This is a genomic window from Prosthecobacter sp. GW821-HT29F12 (assembly GCF_058803405.1).
The window spans coordinates 7091994-7109857 of record NZ_CM179517.1 but is presented as its reverse complement, the minus strand read 5'-3'; the positions used below and the strand labels follow the sequence as shown (position 1 = coordinate 7109857).

General features: G+C 58.6%; 15 protein-coding genes and 9 tRNA genes. 4 read left to right on the top strand and 20 right to left on the bottom strand.

Going from position 1 to position 17864, the window contains the following annotated elements:
* Nucleotides 1-2: 2 nt before the first annotated feature.
* Nucleotides 3-353, bottom strand: a complete 351-nt coding sequence (locus tag AC3RLQ_RS29295) for a DUF4339 domain-containing protein (RefSeq protein ID WP_493032285.1) — start codon at nucleotides 351-353, stop codon at nucleotides 3-5.
* Between the two features lie 91 nt (nucleotides 354-444).
* Here AC3RLQ_RS29295 and AC3RLQ_RS29290 point away from each other — a divergent pair, with 91 nt between their 5' ends.
* Nucleotides 445-1269, top strand: coding sequence for an amidohydrolase family protein (locus AC3RLQ_RS29290; RefSeq protein WP_493032283.1), 825 nt, complete (start codon nucleotides 445-447; stop codon nucleotides 1267-1269).
* Here AC3RLQ_RS29290 and AC3RLQ_RS29285 read toward each other — a convergent pair.
* The 3 genes from AC3RLQ_RS29285 to AC3RLQ_RS29275 all read right to left on the bottom strand — a co-directional run bounded on the left by AC3RLQ_RS29285 (nucleotide 1236) and on the right by AC3RLQ_RS29275 (nucleotide 4851).
* Nucleotides 1236-2333 (bottom strand): glycosyltransferase family 87 protein, encoded by a 1098-nt coding sequence (locus tag AC3RLQ_RS29285; RefSeq protein WP_493038787.1) that lies wholly within the window; start codon nucleotides 2331-2333, stop codon nucleotides 1236-1238. The two genes, AC3RLQ_RS29290 and AC3RLQ_RS29285, sit on opposite strands and share 34 nt — an antisense overlap.
* 191 nt (nucleotides 2334-2524) lie before the next feature.
* A complete protein-coding gene (locus AC3RLQ_RS29280; protein ID WP_493032281.1) occupies nucleotides 2525-3529 on the bottom strand; it encodes a hypothetical protein in 1005 nt (334 codons plus the stop codon).
* Entirely contained in the window at nucleotides 3526-4851 is a 1326-nt protein-coding gene (locus tag AC3RLQ_RS29275) for an FAD-dependent oxidoreductase (RefSeq protein ID WP_493038785.1), read from the bottom strand. The genes AC3RLQ_RS29280 and AC3RLQ_RS29275 overlap by 4 nt, the downstream gene beginning before the upstream one ends.
* Before the next feature lie 244 nt (nucleotides 4852-5095).
* On the opposite strand from AC3RLQ_RS29275, the gene AC3RLQ_RS29270 reads away from it, so the two are divergent.
* Nucleotides 5096-6013 carry a sugar phosphate isomerase/epimerase family protein gene (locus AC3RLQ_RS29270; protein ID WP_493032279.1) on the top strand — a complete coding sequence of 306 codons (918 nt, stop codon included), beginning with the start codon at nucleotides 5096-5098 and terminating at the stop codon, nucleotides 6011-6013.
* A gap of 81 nt (nucleotides 6014-6094) precedes the next feature.
* Here AC3RLQ_RS29270 and AC3RLQ_RS29265 read toward each other — a convergent pair whose 3' ends face one another.
* The 16 genes from AC3RLQ_RS29265 to AC3RLQ_RS29190 form a co-directional block, all read right to left on the bottom strand.
* Nucleotides 6095-6700 carry an HNH endonuclease gene (locus AC3RLQ_RS29265; protein ID WP_493032277.1) on the bottom strand — a complete coding sequence of 202 codons (606 nt, stop codon included), beginning with the start codon at nucleotides 6698-6700 and terminating at the stop codon, nucleotides 6095-6097.
* A gap of 168 nt (nucleotides 6701-6868) precedes the next feature.
* A complete protein-coding gene (locus AC3RLQ_RS29260; protein ID WP_461526633.1) occupies nucleotides 6869-7453 on the bottom strand; it encodes an HNH endonuclease in 585 nt (194 codons plus the stop codon).
* Between the two features lie 21 nt (nucleotides 7454-7474).
* Nucleotides 7475-8893: an RtcB family protein gene (locus tag AC3RLQ_RS29255; RefSeq protein ID WP_493032275.1), complete on the bottom strand. Its 1419-nt coding sequence runs from the start codon at nucleotides 8891-8893 to the stop codon at nucleotides 7475-7477.
* A gap of 131 nt (nucleotides 8894-9024) precedes the next feature.
* Nucleotides 9025-9801, bottom strand: a complete 777-nt coding sequence (locus tag AC3RLQ_RS29250) for a nucleotidyltransferase domain-containing protein (RefSeq protein WP_493032273.1) — start codon at nucleotides 9799-9801, stop codon at nucleotides 9025-9027.
* Nucleotides 9802-9882: 81 nt separating this feature from the next.
* Entirely contained in the window at nucleotides 9883-11310 is a 1428-nt protein-coding gene (locus AC3RLQ_RS29245) for a TROVE domain-containing protein (RefSeq protein ID WP_493032271.1), read from the bottom strand.
* 218 nt (nucleotides 11311-11528) lie between these two features.
* Nucleotides 11529-11594, bottom strand: a tRNA-Ser gene (locus AC3RLQ_RS29240).
* 343 nt (nucleotides 11595-11937) lie between these two features.
* A complete protein-coding gene (locus AC3RLQ_RS29235; protein WP_493032268.1) occupies nucleotides 11938-12750 on the bottom strand; it encodes a hypothetical protein in 813 nt (270 codons plus the stop codon).
* Nucleotides 12751-13057: 307 nt separating this feature from the next.
* On the bottom strand, nucleotides 13058-13594 hold the full coding sequence (locus AC3RLQ_RS29230) for a GNAT family N-acetyltransferase (protein ID WP_493032266.1): 537 nt from the start codon (nucleotides 13592-13594) through the stop codon (nucleotides 13058-13060).
* A gap of 181 nt (nucleotides 13595-13775) precedes the next feature.
* Nucleotides 13776-13851 (bottom strand) — tRNA-Leu (locus AC3RLQ_RS29225).
* A 908-nt stretch (nucleotides 13852-14759) separates the two neighbouring features.
* A tRNA-Glu gene (locus tag AC3RLQ_RS29220) sits at nucleotides 14760-14836 on the bottom strand.
* Nucleotides 14837-14951: 115 nt separating this feature from the next.
* A tRNA-Leu gene (locus AC3RLQ_RS29215) sits at nucleotides 14952-15024 on the bottom strand.
* Nucleotides 15025-15031: 7 nt separating this feature from the next.
* A tRNA-Arg gene (locus AC3RLQ_RS29210) sits at nucleotides 15032-15107 on the bottom strand.
* Between the two features lie 7 nt (nucleotides 15108-15114).
* A tRNA-Arg gene (locus AC3RLQ_RS29205) sits at nucleotides 15115-15190 on the bottom strand.
* A 7-nt stretch (nucleotides 15191-15197) separates the two neighbouring features.
* Nucleotides 15198-15272 (bottom strand) — tRNA-Leu (locus tag AC3RLQ_RS29200).
* 94 nt (nucleotides 15273-15366) lie between these two features.
* Nucleotides 15367-15504: transfer RNA gene (locus AC3RLQ_RS29195), tRNA-Met, on the bottom strand.
* Between the two features lie 267 nt (nucleotides 15505-15771).
* Nucleotides 15772-15847, bottom strand: a tRNA-Thr gene (locus tag AC3RLQ_RS29190).
* A gap of 18 nt (nucleotides 15848-15865) precedes the next feature.
* Here AC3RLQ_RS29190 and AC3RLQ_RS29185 point away from each other — a divergent pair.
* Both AC3RLQ_RS29185 and AC3RLQ_RS29180 read left to right on the top strand, forming a co-directional pair.
* Nucleotides 15866-16087 carry a hypothetical protein gene (locus AC3RLQ_RS29185; RefSeq protein ID WP_493038844.1) on the top strand — a complete coding sequence of 74 codons (222 nt, stop codon included), beginning with the start codon at nucleotides 15866-15868 and terminating at the stop codon, nucleotides 16085-16087.
* Nucleotides 16024-17373, top strand: coding sequence for an MFS transporter (locus tag AC3RLQ_RS29180; protein WP_493032265.1), 1350 nt, complete (start codon nucleotides 16024-16026; stop codon nucleotides 17371-17373). Before AC3RLQ_RS29185 ends, AC3RLQ_RS29180 begins: the two co-directional genes overlap by 64 nt.
* Nucleotides 17374-17864: the final 491 nt, after the last annotated feature.

Genomic DNA, 17864 nt, shown 5'->3' with positions numbered 1-17864 from the left:
GGTCAGTCCTTCTTTTTGCCGAAGCCAAAGAGACGCCTCAGGAACCCACCGCCGGTTTTGGTCTCGGCGACTTCAGTGTTTGGGGCGTTCGGTCCGGCCAGCCTGCGAACAACAGAGTCAGATTTTTCTTCAGCAGGTTTCTTGGTCGCCACAGGCGCAGGTCGGCCTGCAGGGGTCGGCAACGATGCCGTCCACCACGCAGGTGCCAGCGCGGCCACCGTCTGCCATGCCTCCAGTCCCGCATGCCAGATGAGAGAATCCGAAGAGAGCTTTTTGGCACGGACCAGCTCGGTCATCGCCAGGTCATCCATCGGACCCTCGGCTGCGCCTGCGTTATTGTAGTACCAGTTCATCTTGATGTGTCAGTAGGCTACCTTCACATCAAAACAGCGCAAGGCAGGAGGAAATGCTTTTCACAGCCCCCGAATCGTTCAAACTACCGGCATGAATCGCCGGAATTTCATGCTGACCTCCAGCGCCATGCTTGCAGCCACGTCCCTGCGCGCGGCGGAAGAGTCAAAATTGACTGACTGCCATGTTTATCTGGGCTCCCATCCGTTTCGGCAGCTTGGCGCTGAAAATCCCCAGAAATTCATTCAACGTCTGACCCAGCGCGGCGTGACGGAAGCCTGGACCGGCGCCTTTGAAGGCCTGCTGCGGCGGGACGTGGCCAATGTGAACCGAGAGCTCGCCAAAGCCTGCCAAACCTCCATTCTCAGCCCCTGCGGCACCATCAATCTCTCCCTGCCAGACTGGCAGGATGACGTCAAACGCTGCGCTGAGGATCACGGCATGCGCGTGGTTCGCCTGCATCCCAACTATCACGGCTACGACTTGCAAGCCCCGGCCTTTCGCCAGCTCCTCCCTCTCGCTGCCAAGCACCGTCTGCTGATTCAGCTCGTGGTTCAGATGGAAGATGAACGCACTCAAAACCCGCAGGTGCGTGTGGCTCCGGTCGATCTCAAGCCTCTCTCAAGCATCCTGCAGGAGATGAAGGAATCCCGCATCATGCTGCTCAATGCCAACGCCGCCATGCTGCTGCGCCATTTGCAGGAATGCCCGAACGTGTGGATCGATTTCGCGATGATCGAAGGCGTGGGCGGCGTGGAAAACCTGCTCAAGACCTGGCCGCTGGAGCGGCTCGTATTCGGCTCGTTCGCCCCCGTGTTCTACTGGGAGTCCGCCCGGCTGAAAATGCAGGAGTCCGCGCTTGATCCAGTGCAAACGCAGGCAGTTCAAGAGCGCAATGCAGCCGCCTTGCTGGGCTGAGCAGCAGATCGTTCACCGGCTAACAGCAGACTGCCAAGGTCAACCGCCAGAGCGGCGAGAACCAGATTGAACCCAATCCGTAACGCCTGCAGAACCTGCTCCGACACGCCGAGATCATCCACTCCGCTGGGCACATAGCAAAGATAGAGAAGCCAAGTGATGAGACGAAATCGCTGGAACCATGACAGCGAAGGGTGGGCGGGAGAGCAGGCGATCCACAGCACTGGCAGGCCATACATGTGGGAAAAAATTCGCGAGCTGACCGCCAGAAGGGACAGCAGGAGCAACACCGCCGTCCATCGAATCAAGTTGTGGCGGTCGGTTTTTTTTCTGCGCAGCCAAAGCCACAGGAGCCCGCCCAGCATCAACAACAGGAGCATGGATCCACAGAGCTGAACCGGAACAGCAAGGTTCGGAAACATCTCGTTCCATGAGCGAAACGGCATCCAGACCGTCAGCAGGCTGTTGCTGTTAAAGACCCTCGTGTTGCCGCTGAGGACATCCGCGAAAATCGTGATCGGATTCGCGTTGATGATGCGGCATAGAACCAAATGCACTCCAGCGTGAATGACCCCTCCGACCAGCAGGCAGCGCCAGCGCCATTGCATGATGAAGAAAAACAGCACCAAGGGCCAGATCAGCGCATATTTAAACACCCCAAAGGCGAGCAGCACTCCGGCCAGCATGGGCCGCCGGGCGCAGTCGGCACGAAATGCAGCCAGGGTGAGCGCCACTGAGAAAATGGACGCCTGCCCCATGGCAAGACAGCTCCAGAATGGAATGCCGCAGATCCAGAGACAGGTCATCAGCATCTGATCCCCATTGCATGGGCCGCCCGCTGCCATCATCCAGCGCATGGTGCAAACGAGCAGCACCAATGACCCCAGGCTGATGAGGAGCCACAATGTTTTGACTGCATTGAAAGGCAGCCTGGCCATCAGCAGAACTGGCAGCAGGGTCGATGGAAAGTAATCTGCGCCTACAAGCTGGCCCGCGCCAAGCAAGGTCGCGGTGCGCAGATTGAGGTCTTTGGACGCATCGAGTTGATAAATATTCTCCCCCATCAGGAGCATGCGCACCTCATTGTGACGCAGCAGAAGATCCTGTGAACCGGACAACGCGTTTCGCACATTTCCATCAAAGCCCATGGGTTCACTCAGAGCAAAGAATGCTCCCACACCCAAAAAAGCGGCGGCAAACAACACGGCGCCCACTCGAATGATCCGCATCAGCCAGGGTTGGAACAAAGAACGCTTCATGGTGAATGGGCAGAGGTGCGCCTGCGCATCAGTCTCAGATAGGCCCATGCCGAGAGCAAAGTCACATAAACAGAGTCCAGCAGATGTTCAAAATGGTGCGCTGCAGCAAGCTGCCACAGACCTGTCTGCCGCTGCGCCAGGGAGCCGATGTTCACCTCTTTCAGCCGCCAGACAATCCAAAGCGGGATCAGCGTGGCCAGGACAATCCAGGCCACCCCCTGCCAGATCATCCTCCAATTGACCACTGGCAGCCTGGATGAAGCAGCAAGCCGCAGATCAAGCAACAACAAGCAGGCCAGCGCCGGACAGAGCGTCAATAACCGGTGAGTTTCGATTTCTCGTGCCTGATGCGCGAGGTAGAGCGGATCTGTCAGCGCTCTGAGCGGCGATCCAAATCCCAGGGTGATCATGACAAAAGCCACCTCCAGGACCGCCAGCCAGCCGAGCGCTCTTCGATTCAAACCACCCGCATTTGTCAGCCCTCGGCTCACCAGCAGCATGCCCATGCAAAACAGGAAGCTGTCCACGATGTGCAGGAGGTGGTAGCGCCAGTGGGAACCAAAATCGGCCAGTTCATCCCGTGTGCGATACTGGGCGAGTTCGGTCCAGGCTTCGTTCCGGTCGTATTGCACCCAGGTGATGGTGATCGCAGTTGCCGCCATCAGGAGAGCGGCCAGACCAGCATGGCGGCATGCTTTTCCCGACTGTGCGGAGCTGCCCTGCTCCAGCGGCGAATGCAGCCCCGCCAGCATCCCCAGCGCCATGGCGATCAAGGTGTTCACTGGCAGTTCGCGCACGAAATGCCTGAAATAGAAAATCGTTTCCGTGAGGGTGTAACGACCATTCTCATGCACCACGACTGGAAATACATTCCAAACCCCATGATGCAGTGCCAGCAGTACATAGGACCCCAGCAAAACGGCAGCAGGACACCCCAGCAGGATCATCCAAATCCAGCGAACCTGCCGGGTCGTCCGAGTTTCAAGAGCGCTGGCCTTCATGTCTGCTGTTGCGCCTGTACCAATGCAGCCACCACATCATGCCCGGCGCGCAGCATGTCATGCGTGTGAGTGTAGCGGAATTCTCCGTTGCGGCCCAGAATGGTGAGATTTTCAAACCGGGAAAGCGCATCCATAATCCGTTGCACCCGCTCCCGGATGCCTTCTTCGAGAACCGGGTAGGCGGCGGGAAGACGTTTCACACAGCCCCCCAGCACTTCATCCTCGTGAAACCAGCCGCAGACTTTGAGCTTGTCCGCCACAAGACGGACCAGTTCGGCGTCAGCCTGCCGCCACACCTCATCGGCAGCATTGCACGGAATTTCGACCGCCAGCATGGTCTGACCAGCTGGTGCCATGGCAGCACTGCGGTTCCGAGGTTCATAGACGCGCGTCATGGGGAAATCCGGATCGGAGAAATACACTGATCCCACCTTCGTGACGGAAGGCTTGTTCAAATACAAGGCCACCAGCACGACATTGCGAAATTTGAGTCCTGCGACGTCATCTTGGATTGAGGCTGGCAGCCCAGAAGCAAGCAGACGGGCCATCAGCGGCAGCGGCAGGGTGCTGATGATGCGCTCCACCGGGACGTTTTCATCGCCGTTGATTTGCAGCGAAAGAATGCGCCGGCCATCATGTTGCATCCCGGTGACGCGTGCGTTGGCCCTCAGTCGCTCCCGCCCGCAAGAAGCGGCCAGTCCTTCCGTGATCATGCCAAAGCCATGACGAGGATAATAAAAGTGGCCGTCGAGGTGCTCAGATTTGGCGCTCCTGCCACGAAACGCCTCCAGCAAAAACGTACGCAAATCCAAGCCCTGCAGACGCTTGCCTGAAACGGAAGGACAAAGCTGCGAACAGGGCAACCCCCACAGCTTGGCAGAGTAACGCAACAAAAAACGATCCGCGATGTCACGGCCATAAGCCCGGATCGCCTGCCTCTCAAATGACTGCGATGCGCTGCGTCGCGACACCCTCGCGGAAATAAAAGAGCCCAATGCCCGCACGCTGGCAGGCACGCCCAGCGCGCGAATCATATTCAACGGCGACAGCGGAAAATCGACAAAATTCCCATGGTGATAAATCTGGCTCGGAATGTTGCATTCAAGCAAATCATCTCCGAGCAGAGCTTTGACTTCCTGCGTCATGGCCTTGTCCCGGTCATGCAGCCGGTGCGCCCCAGAATCAAAACGAAATCCGTTTTCAACAAAGGTCGTCGCATTGCCGCCAAACCGGGATGAAGCCTCCAAGAGTTGAAATTCGAGTCCTGATTTGCGCGCAAAGTGCCCCACTGCAAGCCCCGCCGGACCGCCACCAAGGATCATCAGTCCGGAGTGCTGGCCGGAAACGCTGTTGGCTATGTGATGTTCAGAGCCAGAGATTGGTTCGGCCATTTTTCAGGTATGACGCCCCCCCGCTCAAGTTCAAGAAAAGACTCCTCCCCTGTCGAGAATAACGGCTGGCCCCACTTGCCCTCCCTCAGCCGGTCATTTTTTGTCGAAGCCAAACCTTGCGCTCCAGCCCTCTGCATCCATCAATCCCATCTACCGTATCCCCATCCCCCCGACCATGATCAAACTCACCGGCATCGCAGACGAAGCAGGCGCATCCTTGGATGTGCAAATCCAGGCCCACCAGGAACTCGGCTGGGACAGCATCGAGTCACGCATCGTCGAATTCGACGGAGTGAAGGGCAACCTGCATGAGATCCCCGACGCCACCTTCGACAAAGTCGTGGCACGCCTTGAAGAGAAAAACATGAAGGTCAGCGGCTTCGGCTCCCTCATCGGCAACTGGGCCAAAAAAATCACCGACGATTTCAGCATCACCGAGGCCGAGATCGGCCGTGCCATCCCCCGCATGCAGCGCCTTGGCGCCAAGCTGATCCGCGTCATGAGCTACGCCGTCTGCAAGGACGAAGCTGGCAAGGATCTGGAGGAGCAGTTTGCCCCCGAGCGCATCAAGCGCATGAACGAAGTGAACAAACGCTTCGCCGACGCCGGCCTCACCGTGGTGCATGAAAACTGCATGAACTGGGGCGGCATGAGCCCCACCTACGTGAAGCGCATGGCCGAGGCCGTTCCCGGCATGAAGTGGGTCTTTGACACCGGCAACCCCGTCTTCATCGACGACCGCGACAAGCCCGGCCACAAGCAGGATGCGTGGGAGATGTATCAGGCCGTGAAGCCCTTCATGGCCCATGTGCACGTCAAAGACGGCATCTGGGACAAAACCAAGAACGACGCCGTTTACACCTTCCCCGGCGAAGGCGAAGGCCAGACCGAGCGCATCATGAAGGACCTCGTCGATACCGGCTACACTGGCTACATCAGCATCGAACCGCACGTGGCCGTCGTCTTCCACGGCGCAGGTGCTGCGGATGAACTCTCCCCTGAGCAGAAGGCCAAGGAGCAGTACGACAGCTATATCAAATACGGCCGCATGCTGGAAGCGATGCTGAAGAAGGTGGGCGCCAAGCTGAGCTGAGTCAGAGCTTCACATTCGAAATTCGTCAAAGGGGCAGGAGTCGCTCAGAGAGCTGCTCTTGCCCTTTTGGCTGTTCAACCTTTAAACCTCAAACACGCCGGTCCCGCCTGCGAGAAACATCTCCCAGTCCCGCACACGGTGGTGGTTCTTGATGAGATGCGTCACGGGAATCTCGCGTGGCACGACGGGACGCCGCAGGAGTTTCAGACCTGCCTCCTCGGGCAGTTTGTTCCCCTTGCGGCTGTTCACCCGGCGGTCGGCCAGCACGCAGTTTTCCCAGTTGCTCGCGCCACCCCGGGAGACGGGAACGATGTGATCAATGTTGCCCTCATGGGGGCGCAGCTTGCGTCCCGTGTACTGGCACATGCCGCCATCGCGTTCCCAGATCGCCTTCGCACAAAATTTCGGGCGGCGCTTGGGCACCTTGTCAAAGCGGGCCAGCACCAGCACCGAGGGCACACGCACGCGACCATGGACGGTGCCTATGCTGTTGTCGCCTTCGCGCACTTCCAGTTTCAGCCATTCCTCCCAGGTCACAGGTCGCATATCGCCCGCGGCTTGGATATCCAGCGCGGTCGCATTGCCCGCCGCCATCATGCTGAAGGACTCAATGGGCGTTTTCGAGTCGATGGCCTGCCAGTGCCGATTCAGCACCAGTACGGTCGTTTTGGTCAACGTTTCATTCATGCACAGCTCCTAAGTTGGAATTTCGGCACGAAGGAACTCACACGCTTGGTGATCGTTCCTTGATGTTGGACAGCTATGCTGGCGAGTCTTGGCCGTTTGCCAAGTGCCAAGATCGTTTCTCCTCCTCAAAACAGCCCAAATGCCGCCGGGTTGCCCCGGCGGCACAGGTCATTTGGCCAGAAACATCTCCCAATCCCGAACCTGATGCGTGTTGCGGATCAGGTGCGTGACGGGCAGTTCCCGGGGCACGGCAGGTTTTCGCAGTAGCTTCAGGCCGGCCTCTTCAGGCAGCTTGCTCCCTTTGCGGCTGTTGACGCGCTTGTCTGCAAGCACGCAGTTTTCCCAGGAGGTGGGCCCGCCACGGGAAAGCGGCACCACGTGGTCGATGTTCCCTTCGTGCGGGCGCAGCTTGCGGCCGGTGTACTGGCACAGGCCGCCGTCGCGTTCCCAGATGCCGCGCACGCCAAACTTGGGCCGTTTCTTCGGCACTCTGTCATAGCGGGCCAGCACCAGCACGGAAGGCACACGCACCGGACCGTTGACAGTGCCGATGGCGTTGTCGCCTTCACGCACCGGGAGGCCCAGCCATTCCTTCCATGTCACCGGACGAATGTTTCCGTCCGCTTCGATGTCGAGCGCTGTGGCCGCCCCGGTGGCGATCATGCTGAAGGCCTCCAGCGGCGTTTTCACGGCGATGGCCTGCCAGTTGCGGTTGAGCACCAGGACGGTGGATTTGGTGAGGAGGTCTTTCATACCTTTCTTGAACTTCATTTTTTAATCTTCTGCTTTCTCTCCAGCCGGACACATCTTGACGATGCGTGGCTCAAACTTGCCGAGCACTTCGACAAGATCTGTCTGCGCGGCCATGACGCTGTGGATGTCTTTGTAAACACCCGGCACTTCATCAAGACCGGCGCTGAGCAGCTCGACACCTGCGGCGGCGAGCTGTCTCTTCACATTTCCCCAGGCGAAGCTCTGCAGCGCCTGGCTGCGGCTCATCACACGACCTGCGCCGTGAGAGGCGCTATGGAGTGACTCGGGGTTCCCCTTGCCACGCACCACAAAGCCCGGCGTCGCCATCGAGCCCGGGATCACTCCCAGCACGCCTGCTCCTGCAGGTGTGGCACCTTTGCGGTGCACGATGACTTCGCGGGATTCTCCGTTCACCACATGCGTTTCCTTCCATGCGAAGTTGTGGTGGTTCTCGATGTCGAGCATGACATGAGCACCCACCTTCTTCGCGATGTGCTTGTGAATGAGCGCATGATTCGCCTCCGCGTAGCGGCCCATGAGGTTCATGGCCGCCCAGTATTCCTGACCGGCCTCTTCCTCAAAGGTAAGCCACGCGAGGTGCCTCATCTCGTTCGGCAAATCGTAGCGTCGGTCCATGGCGATGCGGCTGTAGTGCTGGCACACCTGCGCCCCCGCACCGCGTGAACCGCTGTGAGAAAGCAGCGCGATGTACTCGCCCGGCTTGATGTCAAAGCCGGACTCCTTCAACGCGATGGCATCATCTGCCGACACGCTAAAAGAGCCAAACTCCACGAAGTGATTTCCCGAACCGCTGGTGCCGAGCTGCGCCCACGCCTTGTCTTTGTGACGACGCGTGATCGGAGACACGCTCCAGTCCTCGTCCATCACATCGTGCTGACGGCGCTGCTTGAACTCACAGCCCATGCCAAAGCGGGTTTCACTTTCGATGATGTTCGCCAGTCGGTCCTTCTGCCCCGCAATGGTGCTGGCCTTGCGGTCATAAACCGTGAGACGCATGCGGCACGCGATGTCCACACCGACGGCGTAGGGAATCACACAATCCTCCGTCGCCAGCACACCACCAATCGGCAGGCCGTAACCAGAATGAGCATCCGGCATGAGTGCTCCCGCCACGGCGACTGGCAGCGCACAGGCGTTCGCCAGCTGCTGCACCGCACTCGCATCGAGGCCGACGCCCCACTGATGCCAGGGCGCAATTTGGTCACGCTGCTTGTAGGCAGGCGCATACAAATCACGAGCGAAGGCCTCCCGCAAAGGATCGCCGAGGAATGATTCCGGCTTGGAGATGATGGCACCAAGTTCTTCCTCCAGGCGCGCGGACTCGCCGCCTTGGGAGATGAAATTCGCAATGAATTCCATACCAGACTTGAGCGCTGCGCCCTGGCTCACGCCAAGGCGTGTGAGTTCTTGAGTTTGCATGATGAGATAAAATGAGATGTTGAAAGACGGGCACGGTCCTCCCGGCAGCGATGTTCGTTCTTTGGGGTAAATTTGCAGCCTGGAAGGAGTTGCCATCCTTCCAGGCTGCGGGTTGGGCATGATTGGCCCTGCTAGTTCTTCAAAGCGTAACGCCGGAAGAAGAGGTCGAGTTCATCCAGGTCACCCATGGCGTCCTCAGGATCGTTCAGCGCCTTGAGCCTCTGCAGTTCCGCGACAATGAAGCGCGAAAGCACCGCATCAGGCGCGGACTTGCTGAGTTCATCACCAGCGCGCTTGCGGACAAGGAGGGCCTCCAGGGCCAGCCGGACTTCGCGCTCATCGAGCACGGCATCCACCAGCTCCTGAAAGAGCATGGGCACCTGACCCAGCGAACGCTCGATCCAGCGGCACGCCAGCAGCGGCCGGAGGACGTAGAGATACTTCTTCAGGCTGACCTGATCCCTGCCCTCCAGATAGCTCTTCCAGTTGCCAGATGCCATGTGCAGGTAGTGAGCAAAGCAGCGGCGCGGCGAATAAAACATCCCGGCCAGCTCCTCGAACTCACGGGTGAAGTCCGGATCACGATGGTACACCATCGGTGACTTCATCCATTCAAGGAGTGGCGGATTGCTTTTCCGCAGCAGGCGCAGTGCCTTGCGCAGTTCCCAACCGCTGACGTCGAGTTCATCGGTCAGCGGTTCCTCGATCACATCGCGCCGGCTCTCGATGGAGAGATACCATTCACGACGGTGCACGTACAGAAAGCGCACATCGTAGTCGCTGTCCTGGGACGCAAAACCCCAGGCACGGCTGCCGCTTTCGCAGGCATAAAGCACCCGGACATCTTGTTCGGTTTCGAGACGGTTGAGCGCATTGCGGACGCGCTGAGAGACTTCGTTGTTTTGCATGGTGAACCTCCTTTTCTAGGGAGTGGTAAAATGAAAGGCCCGCCGCCCGGAATGGGCGGCGGGCCGGGTGTGTGGTTGGTGTTATAGCTCCACGGCTTCGATCATGCGGATCAGGGCGCCTGGGTCGGAATCCAGCAGCTTCAGAGTCTCCAGCGTTTTGTCGTTGAAGCCGGCCAGGCAGCAAACCTGGCGCTCTGGGAACTGCAGGGAGCCGTAGCCGTTCAGGTCAAAGCTGAACACTTTCGGATCGCAGCGATGGCGCGCCTTCCAGCAGCGGAATGTCTCCACGGGCGCGTGGTGTCCCACCCAGCCCTGCATGTCAGAGAGGATGATGACACGGTCATACGCCCGGTCTGCGCACTGGAAGATGGAGTGGAAGTCGGTTCCCGCCGACTGCGCCTGGCCTTGCAGCCATTGGGCCAGCGAGAGCGTGCTGTCGCGCTTGTTGAGCGTGACGTATTTGGCCCTGTCGCTGAAAAGAATGACATCGGCGTCATTCGCCTTCAGCAGCGTGGCGGCAAAGAGCGAACCGATCTGCAGCGGCCGGCCCATCATGGAACCGGAGCCATCCAGCGCGACAAGCGTGCGGCCTGGAAAGGATGGCACGTTCGCGAGCGAGATGTCCACGGCATCGCTGAGGGCAGCCAGGGCATCGGCTGCACGCGGCAGATTGCTGGCCTGCACGGCGTCGAGCGCCGTCTGAAAGCGGAACGGCAGCACAAGCGATTTGCGGATGAGTTTTTCATCACGCAGCATCGCCAGCGCCTCGTTCACAGCTTCTGGAGCAGCCTCGAGCACATTGCGCAAGTTTCGTAGCAGGGCGAAGTAACCCAGCTTCCGCGTGCGAATGAGCTCCGACCATGCCTCGCGTTTGAGCGAGGCAAGAGCATCGTCATTCTGCGCGGCGGCACCGGCCTGCGTGAGCTTGGTTTCCCAAGTTTCGGCAGCGGCCAGTGTGCCTTTGACGAGCTTTCCCAAGGCTTCCGTGGCAGGCGGGTGAACGAGATTCACGACATCGACCAGCGAAAGGTCGGCACTGTCTTTGCGGTATTTCGCGAGCTGATACTCGTCGAAACGCGCAAGAGCGCGGCCAAGGCCTTTCTTGAGCGAGTTGGGAATCACTTTCCCATGCGCACCGCGGTAGCAGGCGAGGATCTCGATGGCGTCATCCGGACGATGCACGACACGGTCATAAAACCGCGACGTCCACGACTGCCCCTTCACGCTTTTGGCCAGCTCCGCCGCAGCGAAGTGGCTCACACTCCGCATGCCGGCGGATTTGCGGGCATAGAGCGCGGCCTTGGCCACGAAGCACTTATCACTCTGAGCGGAGATCAGCTCACGCAGGCGCTGCGCGGTGGCATCGCCGCTGCGGTAGAACTCATCCTTGAGCATGGACGTGAGCATGAGGGAGGCGAGTTCGAGTTTAGGCGACTCGATAAAGGCCTCGCCACCCGCGAGGTTGAGCGTGTCAGCACGCGGGCGTTTCTTGAGGAAGTTAAATTTCATGATGTTGGTTTGCTGGGTGGTATGCGGAGAAAGTTTGCCAGGGAGACGGCCCGTGATAAGCCGCCGGCGCTCTTGCGAGCAGACCGGCTCCCGAAGTAACCCCGGCATCACTGCCGCATGGTGTTCTTGATTTCGGAAAAGGTTTTGGGGAGAAAGGTGACCAAGGAACGGATGCGTTAACATCCAACTGCTCTACCACTGAGCTACAGATGCCTGGTGGCACCTGACAGGACTCGAACCTGCGACCAGTCGATTTTCATTCGAAGTATCCCTGATCTGACTGCCCCAAAAAAGAATCGCGGAGAAAAGCAGACAGGCTCTAACTGAGAAAGCCGGGAATCGAACCCGGTGCCGGTTTCCACCGACCCCCAACTCATGGGCAGTCGCACTTCAGTTTGGTGTTTGCGCGAAGAAATCCTGTCTTCACTGCCGCGAAATTGAAAAAGAGAATCTGAGGAGAAAACCGGCCAGGGCTTCACCCTGTTGCCAGAGTGATGGGATTTGAACCCACGATTTCCGGAGTATCCCCGGCCTCGCTGCCTCAGAATCGTGTGCTAAAAAAATTGAAATGCGTGCGGCACACTTGCAGCATGCCGCACGCACAGGGATTGAACGTGTCGGATTGAATCAATCGAGGAAGGCCAGATTGCTGCGCGAAGGAGCACGGTGCTCCTCGTTCATCAATACCTGGTGCCAGTCGTGAAGCACGATGGTGGCATGGTCGGCGTGACGAATCGAGCCCCGGGCATAAACACCGGGGTTTCGGCGCATCTGGCGCCATGGCCAGCTTTTCGCGGCAGGACGGCGCAGGAGCAGGTTGTCATACTGCTTCTGCGTGAGTCCGCGTGGATGCTGTTGGTGGACATAGACGACCTCGCCTCCGGTGCGGTAGAGCTGCTCCACGAGGTGCGGCTTGCTGCCGCCTCCGCGGGAGATGGGCTCGTGACGCAGGATGAGCTTGGGATCTACGACCAGTGGTTTTTCCACGGGCACGAAGAACCACTCACCCTGACGGCGGAAGGCCGCGTTGTGGCGGGTGTTGGCCTGGCGGGCATTCAGGTTCTTGCGAGCCTGCGCCTCACGCACGGGAGCTGGTTTGAGCGCCTCCTTGGCCTGCACCACGGTGGATGCATTGCTGGGGACGGCGGCGACAAACCATTCGCGCTCATCGTGACCGCACAAAAAGCGGTCCTTGCGTTTGCTTTCCTCGTTTTTCACAAGGAGCAGCAGGTGACGGTTATCCTTCTGCTTGTGCAGCAGGGAGAACTCCACCTCCGCAAGGCTCACATCATCGCCACGAAGGGCGAAGAACTGTCCATGTCGGTCATGACCGATGTCGAGCGAGTATCCCGAAGAGGCGCCCCGGCTGCGAGCCGGAGCCTCCACACGAAGCCGTGCACCGATGGATTCAAACGCACGTTCGAGATGTTCGAGTTTCATAAAGGAATCATCGAATCATCATCCGTTCGATCTGCCCGTGAACGGGCACGCTGGACGGATGTGACAGCGATCTTCCAAACAAGGATGACGCCAGCGGGAAGATGCGCTGGCTAGGTGGGCTGGTGTTTCATAGGATGTATTGAGATGAGGTCGAAAAAGGATTATGGAGGAAGTCGAACGAAGTGCTGTGACGCCGGCGGACCGGCATCTCGGCGGGATTCGCACCCGCATGTCTGAGCTCGCACCCAGTGCTGTACTGTTTGCTACGAAGGAACTCCGTTCTCACTGCCGCAAAATGCTTGTGACATCACTCTTCGCGCACGAGCGCGTAAAGCCGTCCGTCGTAAAATTGGCCGTCGCGGTGGTAGGCCAGGCGCAGAAGCGGTGCCTCCACGACAAAACCGTTTTTCTCCAGCACGCGTCCGGAGCCTGAATTCGGTGCGAAGATGGGGGCGGTGATGCGTCGCACACCATATTCACGGAAACCACGACCCACGACGGTTTTAACAACCGCCGTCATGATGCCGCGTCCCCAGTAGGGTTTCGCCAGCCAGTAGCCGATCTCGGAGACATGCTGCTTTCCTGCGCTCCCGGGATGAAGTTCGACCGCGCCGATCATTCGCCCGGTTGATTCCCGAATGGCCCACAGAGTATACCTCCCATTCCGCTGCACATCATCCGCTATGCCCGCGATCCATTCGTGAGCCATCTCCAGCGTGTAGGGATATGGAATGAGCAGAGTGTAGCGGCTGACCTCGTGGTCCTGCAGATGAGCGGTGATGTCTGCAGCGTCTGCCGCCGTGATGGCGCTCAGGTGGATGTCGGGTGTGATGGCAATGCTCATGGTAAATGGTTGCAATGAAAAATGGTCGCCCATGAAGGTGCTGCCCCCTCGATTTCTGGATGTAAGCCAGACGTGATGCTGTTTCACCAACAGGCGTTGAAATGGTCGGTCCACAGGGACATGCACCCTGCTATGCCGGTTAAAAGCCGGCTGCTTCGCTGTCTAAGCTTTGGACCGTGAATGGTGCTCACAGCGGGACTCGCACCCGCACTGGCGACGTTCTCGACGTCGTGTCTCTGCTATTGGACTACATGAGCTTTGAAAATGGAGCGCAGCCTCGTCATGCAGGCTGCGTCTTTGAAATGGAATGCGAGGGCTGAGACTACACCTCGCGTGCTGCTCCGTTGGAGCCATTATCCAAGGGTTTGCGGCCCTTGGTTCGACTCGTATCCACCCCGCCGAGCGGGGTCGAACAGCATAGCTGCCTTTTTTAAAGTGTGGCGTATCACTTGTCGCGTGACGACTGTCGGCACTGCGCCTACCACCGACCTTTCGGCCGTTCAGGGGAGCTACCCCTTGTGTGCGGATTCATACCGACATCTCCGGGCTTGCGGCCCTCGGATGCCTCCATTGCACCATGGCTGGAGGATTGAGCTATTTCACTCGTCACGCCGGACACCTCTTTGCGTTTTTCTGATTACGAGTCATACCTGCGACGATGCGGATGCCCTGCGGTTGTCGCCGCCTTTTGGGCTGCGAAATGCCGCACATCGTCTGCCTTTCACCTGTCGGTTACTCAACGGAGTCTCAAGACAACGTCCGTGTTTGCACACGTCCGTCACCTCTTGCTCTGCGCCATCACCCTTGCCGACAAGGCTCGGATGTTTCTGGCACTACCCTTGGCTTTATGGATCGCAGTCTGGTTGGTCGTGAGGCCGGCACCACCCGCTGCTCTCCGGCGGCTGATGTTCCCCGTTTCCGGGCATCTAAACCGCCGTTCGTTCCACGACGCACTGCTTTCCCAATACGACCACGGCCTTCGGGGCCATGATCGCCCGCTTTCGCGGGAAGCCTGGGCTTGCATGGACTGTCCGTGATCCCTCACGGCGCGAAGGTTTTCAGGCACCTTCGCCTCTGACCGGCTCACGCCGGCTGTCGGGGCCATGCCCCCATCGGTTTCTGAGTTTCCCCACGGCACCGATGGCCCGTTGTTAAAAAATAAAATTGGCAACCCCGGCGGGATTCGAACCCGCAATAACCCGATAGAAAGTCGGGTGCCTTGGCCAGTTAGACGACAGGGCCTTTTGAAAATGGCGGAACGCCGAGGACATGCTCCTCATGCCACACGATGGCAGCACGATCTCGTTAGCACCGAGTCCCGGCTCGCTGGTCCGGTTGGCGTTCCATGATGAAATAGTGCCCATGACAGGAGTTGCACCTGCACTGCGCAGCTTTTGAGGCGGCTGTCTCTGCTGTTGGACTACATGGGCGTGAAGGTGGCGCTCCTGGAAGGACTTTCGCCTACAACCTCCGCGTTCGAAGCGCGGTGCTCTATACATTGAGCTACGGGAGCCTTGTAATGGTGTCTCCGGCAGGATTCGCACCTGCGGCCTGCTGATTCGTAATCAGCCACTCTTTCTGCTGAGCTACGGAGACTTTGAAATGGTGCCCATGGCAGGACTCGCACCCGCACTGTACCGCTTCTGAGGCGGTTGTCTCTGCATTGGACTACATGGGCATGAAACTGGTGGCCTTGGATGGATTTGCACCATCAACACTGCGCTTCAAAGGCGCATGCTCTGCTGATTGAGCTACAGGGCAGTTTTTTTAAATGGTCGGTCCGGCTGGAGTGCTGTGCGCGGTAGCGCAATTGCGAATGCGCAGCCTTGCTGCACAGGCTGCAAAGCAGCCAATTGCACCAGCACCCTGCGGGTTATGAGCCCGACGCTCTACTGTTAAGCTACAGACCAATGATGAAAATGGTCGGATACCCCGGTGCTGCCCCGAGCGTGTCTTGGTCCCAAACCAAGCGAGAACGGCTGGCTCTCTCGTATCCGATGAAAAGTTGGACGTGCGCCCCAGACTTGCACTGGGTAATGCGGTTTTGCGGACCGCTGACTCGGCTCTTTGTCTTGCGCACGAAATAAATAAAATGGTTCCCTCAGCCGGTTCTGCCCCGGCACCGCTTCGTTCACAACGAAGAATGCTGCTGTTACACTATGAAGGGTGTGTTGAAATGGATCCTCCGGTGGGTTTTGCACCCACATGCTCCGATTTACGAAATCGGTGCCTTTCTGTGTCGGCCACGGGGGAATTTGAAAGTGGTGCGGCATGTCGGTGCTGCCCCGACGTGATGAGTTTGGAAGACTCGCATGTTGCTGTTACATCAATGCCGCAAAAAAATGGTCGCTGGAGTTGGTAGTGCGCCAACCTGTGCGGATCTTCAATCCGCCGCTCATCTGTCTATGCCATCCAGCGTTCTTTAAAAAATGGTCCCTCGGCGTGGTGACGCTCCACGGTCTGCCGGTTATCGACCGGCTGCTCTGCTGTTGAGCTACAGAGGGAATGAAAAGGGTATTAGCCAGAAACCCGGCACAACTGCACGCAAGGCGGCAGCGACAAACGAAGCTTCTGCACCAGACTACCGCGCTAAAATGCAGGCCTCGAACACTCCATCCTCTGCCACCCGCCTCCTGCTGGTGACCGCCTATCTGGGCTTCATCAGCCTTGGGCTGCCGGACACGCTCATCGGCGTGGCCTGGCCTTCGGTGCGGGATTTTTTCGGGCGGCAGCAGAGTGACATCGCGTGGATCTTCTTTGGTGCGGGAGCCAGCTATTTCGTTTCAGGTTTGCTCACGGGAAAACTACTCAAGTCATTTGGCATCGGGCTTCTGCTGGGTGGCAGCAGCCTGCTGGTGGCGGCGAGTGCTTTGGGTTATTCGGCCGCGCCTGCATGGGGCATGTTTGCAGCTTGCGCGCTGCTGCATGGGCTTGGCTCCGGTGCCATTGATGCCGGGCTGAATCATTATGTATCGAATCATTTTTCGCCGCGACACATGAACTGGCTGCATGCCTGCTACGGCATTGGCGCCACACTGGGGCCGCTGATCATGACCTCGATGCTGGTTTCGCTGGGATCTTGGCGGGCGGGTTATGCAACGGTCGGCGCCTTGCTCCTCATTTTAACAGGTCTGTTCATTTACACTCGCAAGCTGTGGGACACTCCAGGCGAAACCACGACCTCGAATTCTGATACCGAAGCTTCCGTGAGCATGCTCGGAGCCTTGAAACATGGCGGTGTCTGGGCGCATATGCTGCTCTTTTTCATCTATACCGGCCTCGAAGTGACGGCAGGACAATGGAGCTTTACGGTAATGACCGAAGCACGCGGCATGACCAAAGAAACCGCCGGCATGTGGGTGACGATTTACTGGGCCAGCATCGCCACCGGTCGCGTGGTATTTGGCTTCATCATTGAGTGGCTCGGCATCGATCTGCTGCTGCGCCTGAGCATGCTGGCAGCGGTCCTCGGCACCGCCTTGTTTGCGGCAAACCTGCCTTTCTCAGCAGGAGCGCTGTCACTGGTCGGCCTTGGACTGGCCTCCATTTATCCATGTCTGATGACACGGACACCGCAGCGGCTGGGCAAAGCGCGTGCAGCCCATGCCATCGGCTTTCAAGTCAGCGCAGCGATGGTGGGTGCAGCCGCGCTGCCAAGCGCCTGCGGATGGCTGGCGCAATCTCGAGGACTAGAGGCCGTGACATTGGCTACCACAACTATGGCTGTCGGCCTGCTCCTGGTGCATGAAGCGCTGCTGAAATTTGATCACAGGGTTTAGCGAAATGGCGGAGCACCAGAGAATCGCACTCTGGACGCCTTGAGAAGGCGCAGCGGTTTTCGAGACCGTTTCCTCGTCTATGCCGGACGTGCTCCTTTGAATTGGTGCCCACACCAGGAACGCCATGCGCGAAAGCGCACACATCAAAGCGAAGCCTCATTGCGTAGGCTGCATGCAGCCAATCGCACCTGGAAGCACGACCGTTAGAAGCGGCGTATGCATATTCTATTACACCTTGCGGGCTTTGATAAATTGGCTCCCCGGCATGGACTCGCACCATGACGATCGGCGTAACAGGCCGACAGGCTACTTTACCTCACCGAGGATTCTAAAATGGTGGAGCCGGACGGTAACGCTCCGTCTCTTGCTGGGTGCAAGCCAGCCGTGCAGTCTTCTACACTATGGTCCCATAAAATTGGACGCAGGGGATGGAGTTGCACCAACCAAGACAGGCTTATGAGACCCGTCAGAGCACTGGCTCTCCCTGCATT